The 10,286-nt window shown below is 71.8% G+C and carries 11 protein-coding genes and 1 pseudogene; 9 read left to right on the top strand and 3 right to left on the bottom strand.

The annotated features are described in order from the left end of the window. Positions 1 to 525, top strand: a 525-nt coding sequence (gene ygfZ / locus GH736_RS10650) for a CAF17-like 4Fe-4S cluster assembly/insertion protein YgfZ (protein ID WP_407922338.1), incomplete at its 5' end; no start/stop codon positions are given. After that, on the top strand, positions 522 to 1,601 hold the full coding sequence (locus GH736_RS10645; RefSeq protein WP_159603036.1) for an FUSC family protein: 1,080 nt from the start codon (positions 522 to 524) through the stop codon (positions 1,599 to 1,601). The genes ygfZ and GH736_RS10645, both read left to right, overlap by 4 nt. 10 nt (positions 1,602 to 1,611) lie before the next feature. Here GH736_RS10645 and GH736_RS10640 read toward each other — a convergent pair whose 3' ends face one another. Beyond that, positions 1,612 to 2,421 carry a class I SAM-dependent methyltransferase gene (locus GH736_RS10640; protein ID WP_159603034.1) on the bottom strand — a complete coding sequence of 270 codons (810 nt, stop codon included), beginning with the start codon at positions 2,419 to 2,421 and terminating at the stop codon, positions 1,612 to 1,614. Positions 2,422 to 2,497: 76 nt separating this feature from the next. Between GH736_RS10640 and GH736_RS10635 the strand changes: the two genes are divergently transcribed. Then, a complete protein-coding gene (locus GH736_RS10635) occupies positions 2,498 to 3,244 on the top strand; it encodes a phosphoglyceromutase (RefSeq protein WP_159603032.1) in 747 nt (248 codons plus the stop codon). 72 nt (positions 3,245 to 3,316) lie between these two features. Here GH736_RS10635 and phoU read toward each other — a convergent pair whose 3' ends face one another. Further along, positions 3,317 to 3,985 (bottom strand): phosphate signaling complex protein PhoU, encoded by a 669-nt coding sequence (gene phoU, locus GH736_RS10630; protein ID WP_159603030.1) that lies wholly within the window; start codon positions 3,983 to 3,985, stop codon positions 3,317 to 3,319. Positions 3,986 to 4,171: 186 nt separating this feature from the next. On the opposite strand from phoU, the gene GH736_RS10625 reads away from it, so the two are divergent. Together GH736_RS10625 and GH736_RS10620 are read left to right on the top strand one after the other, a co-directional pair. After that, a complete protein-coding gene (locus GH736_RS10625; RefSeq protein WP_159603028.1) occupies positions 4,172 to 5,482 on the top strand; it encodes a sensor histidine kinase in 1,311 nt (436 codons plus the stop codon). Beyond that, entirely contained in the window at positions 5,479 to 6,159 is a 681-nt protein-coding gene (locus GH736_RS10620) for a response regulator transcription factor (RefSeq protein ID WP_159603026.1), read from the top strand. Before GH736_RS10625 ends, GH736_RS10620 begins: the two co-directional genes overlap by 4 nt. A gap of 63 nt (positions 6,160 to 6,222) precedes the next feature. Here GH736_RS10620 and GH736_RS10615 read toward each other — a convergent pair whose 3' ends face one another. Then, a complete protein-coding gene (locus tag GH736_RS10615) occupies positions 6,223 to 6,708 on the bottom strand; it encodes a hypothetical protein (RefSeq protein ID WP_159603024.1) in 486 nt (161 codons plus the stop codon). Between the two features lie 160 nt (positions 6,709 to 6,868). Here GH736_RS10615 and GH736_RS10610 point away from each other — a divergent pair, with 160 nt between their 5' ends. The 4 genes and pseudogenes from GH736_RS10610 to GH736_RS24960 all read left to right on the top strand — a co-directional run. Next, positions 6,869 to 7,351 (top strand): CarD family transcriptional regulator, encoded by a 483-nt coding sequence (locus tag GH736_RS10610; protein ID WP_159603022.1) that lies wholly within the window; start codon positions 6,869 to 6,871, stop codon positions 7,349 to 7,351. An 81-nt stretch (positions 7,352 to 7,432) separates the two neighbouring features. After that, positions 7,433 to 8,671 (top strand): 2-C-methyl-D-erythritol 4-phosphate cytidylyltransferase, encoded by a 1,239-nt coding sequence (gene ispD, locus GH736_RS10605; RefSeq protein WP_159603020.1) that lies wholly within the window; start codon positions 7,433 to 7,435, stop codon positions 8,669 to 8,671. 63 nt (positions 8,672 to 8,734) lie between these two features. Next, positions 8,735 to 10,165 (top strand): cysteine--tRNA ligase, encoded by a 1,431-nt coding sequence (cysS, locus tag GH736_RS10600; protein ID WP_159603018.1) that lies wholly within the window; start codon positions 8,735 to 8,737, stop codon positions 10,163 to 10,165. Continuing rightward, positions 10,162 to 10,286, top strand: a pseudogene (locus tag GH736_RS24960) (23S rRNA (guanosine(2251)-2'-O)-methyltransferase RlmB); the annotation flags it as partial. The gene cysS and the pseudogene GH736_RS24960, both read left to right, overlap by 4 nt.

Here is a 10,286-nt window from a genome sequence, read left to right as displayed (position 1 = left end):
CGCGTGGCCGTGGCCGGCTCCCTCGCGGCCGAGGCGCTGCGGATCGCGGCGTGGCGGCCCCGGCTCGCGACCGAGGTCGACGAGAAGTCGATCCCGCACGAGCTCGACTGGCTGCGCAGCGCGGTCGACCTCGGCAAGGGCTGCTACAAGGGCCAGGAGACCGTGGCCAAGGTGCTGAACCTCGGCCGGCCGCCCCGCCGCCTCGTGCTCCTGCACCTCGATGGCAGCGACACGGTGCTCCCCGCCCCCGGCGACGTCGTGGTGGGCGAGAAGGTGCGCCCCGAACCCGCCGACGGCGAAGCGCCCGAGCGCCGCCCGGTGGGCCACGTCACCTCGAGCGCGATGCACCACGAGCTCGGCCCCGTCGCGCTCGCCGTGGTGAAGCGCGCCGTGCCCGCCGACCTTCCCCTCATCGTCGAGAGCCACGGCATCGACGTCGCGGCCGCGCAGGTCGAGATCGTCCCGGCCGACGCCGGCGCCGCGGTCGACGTGCCCAGACTGCCGAGGCTCGGCGTCCGGAAGTGAGCGCCTGGAGCCGGGTCGCCGCGCGCCTCTCGGCCGGCTCGATCCGGGTCCGCGACTCCCTTCCGGCGATCCTGCAGATCACCGTCACGGCCGTCGCCGCGTATGCGTTCGCCTCCCTCGTGCTCGGCCATGCCCAGCCCCTGATCGCCGCCATCGTCGCGATCACCGCGCTCGGCTTCGTGCGCGACGCCCGCCCGGTGCGGGTGCTCGAGACCGTGGTCGCGATGACGCTCGGCATCGTGCTCGCCGAGGTGCTGCTGATCGTGTTCGGCGCCGGCATCTGGCAGTACGCGGTGGCACTGGCCCTCACGCTCGCCCTCGCCCGCCTGGTGTCGGCGAACGCGGCGTTCGCCATCGCGGCGGCCGTGCAGTGCTCGCTCGTCATGCTCGTGCCGGCGCCCGCCGGCGGCCCGTTCGTCCGCACCATCGACGCCGTCGTCGGCGGGGCGTTCGCGCTCGCCGCGACGGCGATCATCCCCCGCGACCCGTACCGCGCCGCGACCCGCGAGGGGCGGCGCCTCATCGACGAGCACGTGGCGGTGCTCGGCGAGCTCGCCGAGGCACTGCGGTCGGGGAGCACGGACGCCGCGGGCCGCGCCCTCTCCCGGGCTCGCGCCACGCAGCCCCTCGTGGAGGCGTGGATGGCATCGGTCGACTCGGGGCTCGCCATCGCGAGGGTCTCGCCCATCGTGCATCGTGCGAAGTTCGACCTCGAGCGCCAGCGGGTGATGCTGGGCGGGCTCGACCTCGCGACGCGGAACCTGCGCATCATCGCGCGCCGCATCGAGTGGGTGCTGCGCGACGGACGCGCGCGGCCCGAGGTCGCCGACGTGCACGCGCGCGTCGCGGTGGCGCTCGGGCCACTCGCCGACTCCATGCGCGACGTGTCGGCGCAGCCGGTGGCGCGGCAGGCGTTCGCCGAGATCGCGCGCCATCTCGATCCCGTCGCGATCCTGCCCGATGGGCCGGTCGGCGACCGGAACACGATCACTGCGCTGCGGCCGTACCTCGTCGACCTGCTGACCGCGACCGGGCTCGACCTCGACGGCGCACGCGAGCTGCTCCCCGCCGACTGACCCGGGGAGGTCAGCCCGGTGCGACGGCGTCCCACTGCACGGTGAGCTCGCCGAGGCGTGACCGGCGCGGGCCGCCGATGATCGGCCAGCCCTCGTGCCGGAGGGTGGCCACGGCGGCGATCCACCGCTGCGATCCGCCGTACACGGAGATCGGCGCGTGCACCCGCCAGGCGCGGTCGAGGGTGGCGAGCAGCTCGTGGATGCGCTCGCCGGGCACGTTGCGGTGGATGAGGGCCTTCGGCAGCCGCTCCGCGACGATCGAGGGCCGCTCGAGGCCGGAGCGGCGCAGGCTGATCGTGAGGGTGCGCGGTCCGTCGGCCGTGACGCCCACCCAGCTGGCGACCCGGCCGAGCTCGTCGCAGGTGCCCTCGACGAGGAGCCCGCCCGCCCCGAGGCGTGCGGACATCCGCTGCCACGCCTCGTCGACCTGCGACTCCTCGTACTGCCGGAGCACGTTGAAGGCGCGGATGACCGCGGGTCGCCGGCCGCCGGGTGTCGGCACCTCGAAGCCGCCGAGGCCGAAGTCGACCGGCAGATCCGCGGGGAAGTGCCCCTCGCCGGCCCGGGTGCGTTCGAGCTGCTCACGTGCGGTGCGCACCCGCGCCGGGTCGATCTCGAGGCCGAGCACCTCCACGTCGGGCCGGGATCTCCCGAGGCGCGACGCGAGCTCGAACGTCGTCACGGCGCTCGCACCGAAACCCAGGTCGACGACGAAGGGGTCGGCGGTGTGCAGGAGGGCGGGCTGCTCGGCGATCCACCGGTCGACGCGGCGCAGCCGGTTGGTGTTCGTCGTGCCGCGCGTGATCGATCCGACGGGCATCCCCCAAGTCTGGCAGGGCGACGCGGGAGGTCTCGCAGCGCAGGGCCCGGATGCCGCCGCGGCTAGGCTGTTCCCCATGCCTCACACGCTCGTGCTGCTGCGCCACGGCAACAGCGAATGGAACCAGAAGAACCTGTTCACCGGATGGGTCGACGTGCGACTCAGCGAACTCGGCCTCCAGGAGGCGAAGCGCGCCGGCGAGCTGCTCGTCGAGCAGGGGGTCCTGCCCGACGTGCAGCACACGTCGGTGCTCACCCGCGCCATCCAGACCGCGAACATCGCCCTCGACGTCGCCGACCGCGCCTGGATCGACGTGCGTCGCTCGTGGCGGCTCAACGAGCGCCACTACGGCGCGCTCCAGGGCCTCGACAAGGCCGAGACGCTGGAGAAGTACGGCCCCGAGCAGTTCCAGCTGTGGCGCCGTTCGTTCGACGTGCCGCCGCCGGTGCTCGCGGACGACGCAGAGTGGTCGCAGGTCGGCGACCCCCGCTACGCGAACCTCGCCGACGATGAGCTGCCGCGCACCGAGTGCCTGAAGGACGTCATCGCACGGATGCTGCCGTACTGGGAGTCGGACATCATCCCCGACCTCGCGACGGGGAAGACCGTGCTCGTGACCGCCCACGGCAACTCGCTGCGCGCACTCGTGAAGCACCTCGACGGGATCTCAGACGACGACATCGCCGAGCTCAACATCCCCACCGGCATCCCGCTCGTCTACGAGCTGGGCGACGACTACATGCCCCTCGAGCCCGGCCGGTACCTCGACCCCGAAGCCGCCGCGGCGGGCGCGGCCGCCGTGGCCGCCCAGGGCAAGAAGTAGCCGCACCGGCACACGACGAAGGGCGGGGGATGCGACATCCCCCGCCCTTCGTCGGATCTTGCGCGAGTCGGCTCAGAGCGACGACGCCGCGGACTTCTCGGGGTCCCAGTCGCCGGTCGCGAGATACTGCACCATCTTCGCGATCGCGACCGCGTGGTCGGCGAAGCGCTCGTGGTAGCGGCTCGCGAGTGTCGCGTCGACCGTGTCGACGGCCTCGCCCTTCCACTTCTCGCCCAGCACCCGGTCGAAGACCGAGAGGTGCAGGGCGTCGACCTTGTCGTCCTCGTTCCGGATCTCCTCGGCGAGGTTCACGTCCTCGCTGCGCAGCAGCTCGGCGAGCTTCCGCGAGATCTCGACGTCGAGTGCGCCCATCTCGGCGAACGTGCCGCGGAGCGACTTCGGCACCACCTTGTCGGGGAACCGGTAGCGGGCGAGCTGCGAGATGTGCGAAGCCAGGTCGCCCATGCGCTCGAGCGATGCGCTGATCCGCAACGCGCTCACGACGATGCGGAGATCGCGCGCGACCGGCTGCTGCCGCGCCAGGATCGTGACCGCGTGCTCGTCCAGCGCCAACGTGGCCTGGTCGATGCGCGGGTCCTCGGCGATCACCTCCTCGGCGAGGCTCACGTCGGACTCGTTGAACGCCCGCGTGGCCTTCTCGATCGAGATGGCCACGAGCTCGGCGATCTCGACGAGTCGGTCCTGCACCTCGCGCAGTTCCTGCTGGAACACCTCACGCATGTGGAAATCCTTGTCTGTTCGGTCCCGCGCCGAAGCGCGCGCGGACGCACCGGTCTCATCCGGCCCCGGACATCATCCCTGCGACAGGTGAACAGCAGGTACCGGGAGCCTGAACACTCGTTAACCTACCGCCGGGGGCGGGATGGATCGGGCGGTGCACCCGATCCCACTGGTTAGGGTGAAGCCATGGACTCCATGTGGCTGGTGCTCACCGCGCTCGCCTTCGGCGTCTTCATCGGCGCCGCCTTCATGATCGTGCTGCACATCGCCGAACGACGCGGATCGAGTGCGGCACGGGTGGTGGCGCCCACCATCCCCGACGGCATCGACCAGGTGCTCGAGGTGCTCGAGTCCGCCGGCGTGGTGCTCGATCCGTCGAACAACGTCCTCAGGGCGTCGCCCGGTGCGCTGGCCATGGGGCTCGTGCGGCAGCAGGCGCTCGTGCATCCCGAGCTCCTCGACCTCGTCGGCACGGTCCGCCGCACCGGCGAGACGGTGACGCACGAGCTCGACGTGGCTCGGGGCCCCTACGGCGAGGGCACCATCCGCTTGCGCGTCCGCGTGGCGCGCCTCGGCACCCGGTTCGTCCTGCTGCTCGCCGAGGACCGCACCGAGGCGTACCGCCTCGACGAGGTGCGACGCGACTTCGTGGCGAACATCAGCCACGAGCTGAAGACGCCGATCGCGTCCGTGAGCCTGCTCGCCGAGGCGCTCGACCAGGCGGCCGACGAGCCCGAGCAGGTGCGGCGCTTCGCCGGCCGGCTGACGGTCGAGGCGAGCCGCCTCGCGCACATCACGAGCGAGGTGATCGAGCTGTCGCGGCTGCAGGCGCGCGACGCCCTCCGACCCGACGTGCTCGTGCGCATCGACGACGTCGTGGCGGCAGCGGTCGACCAGAACCGCGTGGTCGCGACCGCGAAGCAGGTCGAGATCGCCGTGCGCACCTCGAACAAGGCGATCGTCTACGGCGACCGTTCGCTCATGATCGTGGCCGTCCACAACCTCATCGCGAACGCCATCGCGTACTCGAACGAGGGCGGTCGCGTGGGCGTCGGAGCCAAGGTGGTGGGTGACACGGTGGAGATCGCCATCACCGACCAGGGCATCGGCATCGAGGGCGACGACCTCGAGCGCGTCTTCGAGCGCTTCTACCGCGTCGACCAGGCGCGCTCGCGCAACACCGGCGGCACGGGGCTCGGGCTCAGCATCGTCAAGCACACCGTGCAGAACCACGGCGGCGACGTGCGCGTGTGGTCCACGCCAGGCCGCGGCTCGACCTTCATCATCCGGCTCCCGCGTGCCGAGGACGCACCCCCCGCCGGTCCGACCTCGGGGCCCGAGGAGCGACCCGCCCCGGAGCAACCGGCCCGGGCGCGTCCCGCGACCTCCGCCAAGACCGCCGCCGGCACCGCCCGCAAGACCACCGACCGCGCCGCCCGGAAGGGCGCCGATCGCGCCGCCCGCGTCGCCACCCCCGACCGAGGAGAACCCAGTTGACCCGCATCCTGCTCGTCGAAGACGAGATCGCCCTCAGCGACCCGCTGAGCTTCCTGCTGGAACGTGAGGGCTACGAGGTGGTCGTGGCCGCCGACGGCCCCTCGGCCATCGCGGCGTTCGACCAGGACGGCGCCGACCTCGTCCTGCTCGACCTGATGCTGCCCGGACTTCCCGGCACCGAGGTGTGCCGCGAGCTGCGCACCCGATCGACCGTGCCGATCATCATGGTCACCGCGAAGGACTCCGAGATCGACATCGTGGTGGGCCTCGAGCTCGGCGCCGACGACTACGTCACCAAGCCGTACTCGACGCGCGAGCTGCTCGCCCGGATCCGGGCCGTGCTCCGGCGCCGCATCGAGGTCGAGGACTTCGACGAGGCGATCCTCGAGGGCGGGCGGGTGCGCATGGACGTCGACCGGCACACGGTCGAGGTCGACGGCGACCCCGTGCCCATGCCGCTGAAGGAATTCGAGCTGCTCGAGCTGCTCATGCGCAATCCCGGACGAGTGCTGACCCGCGGCCAGCTGATCGACCGGGTCTGGGGCTCCGACTACTTCGGCGACACCAAGACGCTCGACGTGCACATCAAGCGCATCCGGTCGAAGATCGAGGCGGAGCCCTCGGAGCCCGTGCAGCTCGTCACCGTGCGCGGGCTGGGGTACCGCTTCGAGGCGTGACCGCCGGAAGGCGGACATGACGAAGGGCGGATGCCGCGGCATCCGCCCTTTCTTGCGTCAGGTCTACTCGGAGGAGAGGTGGTTGTACTCCGCCAGGCGGGCGTCGAGCACGGGCACCTGCTTCTGGATGCCCTCGGTGTCGCCGTACTGGAAGTACATCGGGAGCAGCGCGCCGGGCATGGTGTCGATGCCCTCGAGCACGATCGGGTCGAGGACGTCGATGCCCTCGACCTCGTCGACGCCGAATGCGGCGGTGGCGCCGGCCTCGATCTCGACGGTCTGCGTGTCGCCGCCGCCCTCGCCGAACTGCACGCCGAGCTCGACGTCGTCGTCGCCGTTGTTCACGACGGTCATGACGAGGATGCCGTCTTCGCCGTCTTCGCTCACCACGAGGATGTTGCGCAGGTCGAGGTCGCCCACGTCGACCGAGACGCCGTCGCTCGCGTCGTACTTCTCGGTCGTCGCCTGGTAGGTGAGCATCGAGCAGCCGCTCGCGCCCAGTACGAGACCGAGGGCCAGAGCAGCGGATGCCGCGAGACGCGCCTTCACAGAACCTCCAAGTGCGAGCGTGCGCGCGAACGGATGCGAGCCCGCGCGAAGGAATCGATCCGAGTGTAGCCTACGGCGCGAGCCCGCCAGGGGAGGGGTGGCGAACCTTAGCACGATCCGGAATGTGATATCCTGATAGTTGCCGAAAGGACATTCATTCATGCTTTTTGAGGTTGGCGAAACCGTCGTTTACCCCCACCACGGAGCCGCAACGATCACCGAGGTGAAGAAACGGATCATCAAGGGTGAAGAGAAGCTCTACCTCAAGCTGAACGTCACGCAGGGCGACCTCGTCATCGAGGTGCCCGCTGAGAACGTCGACCTCGTCGGCGTTCGTGACGTCATCGGCAAGGAAGGCCTCGACCGGGTCTTCGAGGTGCTGCGCGCACCCTTCACCGAAGAGCCGACCAACTGGTCGCGCCGCTACAAGGCGAACCTCGAGAAGCTCGCCTCGGGGGACGTCATCAAGGTGTCCGAGGTCGTGCGCGACCTGTGGCGCCGAGACCAGGACCGCGGCCTGTCCGCAGGTGAGAAGCGGATGCTGGCCAAGGCTCGCCAGATCCTCATCTCCGAGCTCGCGCTCGCCGAGAAGACCGACGAGGAGCAGGCGTCGACCGTGCTCGACGAGGTCCTCGCCTCCTAGTCGCGAACGCTACGACGCCGCCGGCCCCAGGTCGGCGGCGTTTGCGCGGCCGTGGCCGGTGACGCGCGCTACGCTCGTGCCATGAGCGCGTCAAGGGTCGCCGTCATCGTCGTCGCCGCGGGCAGCGGCACCCGCCTCGGGCACTCCGAGCCCAAGGCGTTCGTGCCCCTCGGCGGCGACACGATGCTCGGCGTCGCCCTCGATGCCGTCCTCGGCATGCGAGAGACGCCGCACGTCGTGATCGTCGCGCCAGCCGACCGCGTCGCCGAGACGCGCGAGCGCTTCGCCGAGGCTGCGGCCGCGGCATCCGCCCCCCTCGACGTCGTCGCCGGGGGTGCGACCCGCCAGGCGTCGGTGGCCGCGGGGCTCGCGCTCGTGCCGCACGTCGTCGACACCGTGCTCGTGCACGATGCCGCCCGGCCGCTCACGCCGTCCATCGTCTTCGACGAGGTCGTCGCCGCGGTCCGGGCCCGCGGTCACGGCGTCGTTCCCGGCCTCGACGTCGTCGACACCATCAAGCGCGTCGGGCCGCACGGCCGGGTGGTGGAGACGGTCGACCGATCCGAGCTCGCCGCCGTGCAGACCCCGCAGGGGTTCCCGCGCTCGGCGCTGCAGGCCGCGTATGCGGGCGCAACCGAGGAGTACACGGACGACGCGGCGCTCGCGGCATCCGCGGGCATCGCCGTCGACGTGGTGCCGGGCGACGCGCGCTCCTTCAAGGTCACGTTGCCCGCCGACCTCCGTCGCGCCGAGTCGATCGTCGCCGAGCGGGCCGGCCGTCGGACGGCGACCGCGACGCAGGAGGCGGCCACACCGGCAGCCCCCGGCCGCGCCGCGCGTCCGTCACCGGTCCGCACCGGCACGGGCGTCGACGTCCACGCCTTCGCCGACGACCCGAACACTCCCATGTGGCTCGCGGGGCTCGCGTGGCCGGGTGAGCGCGGCCTCGCCGGCCACAGCGACGGCGACGCGGCCAGCCATGCGATCTGCGACGCGCTGCTCGCGGCGGCCGGCCTCGGCGACGTGGGAACCGTCTTCGGCACGAGCGACCCGCGTTTCGACGGCGCGCACGGCGAGGTCTTCCTCGCCGAGGTCGTGAGACTGCTCCGCGACGCCGGGTTCGCCGTCGGCAACGTGTCGGTGCAGGTCATCGGCAACCGTCCCAAGCTCGCACCCCGACGGGCCGAGGCGGAGGCGATGCTCTCGGGCATCCTCGGCGCGCCGGTGAGCGTGTCGGCGACCACCACCGACGCGCTCGCCTTCACCGGTCGGGGCGAGGGGATCGCGGCGATCGCGACGGCCCTTATCGTCCCCGCCTGAGGCCGCACTCGCCGAGAGGCGTCCCCGACGTCTCGGACGAGGGCTCGCCGGTAGGCTTGGCGGGTGACCGTGCGACTCTACGACTCGAAGGCCCAGGCCCTGCGTGACTTCGTGCCCCTCCGCGAGGGGCGCGTCGGCATGTACGTCTGCGGACCGACGGTGCAGTCGAGCCCGCACATCGGGCACCTGCGCAGCGCCCTCGCCTACGACCTCATGCGGCGGTGGTTCAGCTACCGCGGATACGACGTGGTGTTCGTCCGCAATGTCACCGACATCGACGACAAGATCCTCGCCGCCTCCGACGAGGAGCGCGCCGAGGGGGTCGGCGAGGAGTGGTGGGCGCTCGCCTATCGCGTCGAGCTCGAGTTCACGGCGGCGTACGCGTCGCTCGGCATCCTCGCTCCCACCTACGAACCGCGGGCGACGGCGAGCGTGCAGCAGATGCAGCAGCTCATCGCGCGCCTCATCGACCGCGGGCACGCCTATGCGGCCCCCGACGGCTCGGGCGACGTCTACTTCGACACCGCGAGCTGGCCGTCCTACGGCGAGCTCACCCGCCAGGCCCGCGACAACATGGAGGCAGCGGCCGACGCCGATCCGCGCGGCAAGCGCGATCCCCGCGACTTCGCCCTGTGGAAGGGACGCAAGCCCGCCGAGCCCGAGTCGGCGTCATGGGAGTCGCCGTGGGGGCCCGGCCGTCCGGGCTGGCACATCGAGTGCTCCGCCATGGCCACGCGCTACCTCGGCACGGAGTTCGACATCCACGGCGGCGGCCTCGATCTGCGGTTCCCGCACCACGAGAACGAGCTCGCGCAGTCGACCGCGGCCGGCGACGCGTACGCGCGCTACTGGGTGCACAACGGGCTCGTCAACATCGGCGGCCAGAAGATGTCGAAGTCGCTCGGCAACTCCGTCTACGCCGGCGAGCTCCTCGAGCTCGCGTCGCCGCTCGCAGTGCGCTACCTGCTGGGCGCGGCGCACTACCGGTCCACGCTCGACTACGCCCCGTCCTCGCTGGCCGAGGCCGAGGCGGCGGTCGACCGCATCCGCGCATTCCTCGTGCGCGTCGAGCGGCGCCTCGCCGGCACCCGGTTCGCCGGGGTGGGCAGCCCGGTCATCCCCGACGCGTTCGCCGAGGCCATGGACGACGACCTCAGCGTGCCGCAGGCGCTGGCCGTGCTCCACGAGACGGTGCGGGCCGGCAACCAGGCGCTCGACGCGGAGGAGCTGCACGACGCCGCCTCCCTGCACGGCCAGGTCGTCGCGATGGTCGAGGTGCTCGGCATCGACCCCCGCGACACCCATTGGGCTCCGGATGCCGCGCCCGCGGCCTCCGCGCTCGACACCCTCGTCACCCGCCTCATCGAAGACCGCCAGGCCGCTCGCGCGGCCAAGGACTTCGCCGCGGCCGACCTCATCCGCGCCGAGCTCTCGGCCGCGGGCATCACCATCGAAGACAGCCAGACCGGCACGCATTGGAGCTTGGGATCATGAAGGGCAGCAGCAAGCCGCGCGCCGGAGCCGTGCGCAAGAGCAAGGGCAAGCAGGTCGGCTCAGGCGGCCAGGGCCGGCAGGCGCTCGAGGGCAAGGGCCCCACGCCGAAGGCCGAGGACCG

It is taken from the genome of Agromyces humi (assembly GCF_009720255.1).
GTDB lineage: Bacteria > Actinomycetota > Actinomycetes > Actinomycetales > Microbacteriaceae > Agromyces > Agromyces humi.
The sequence above is the reverse complement of the archived record's forward strand: the minus strand, read 5'-3'. Positions and strand labels throughout refer to the sequence as shown.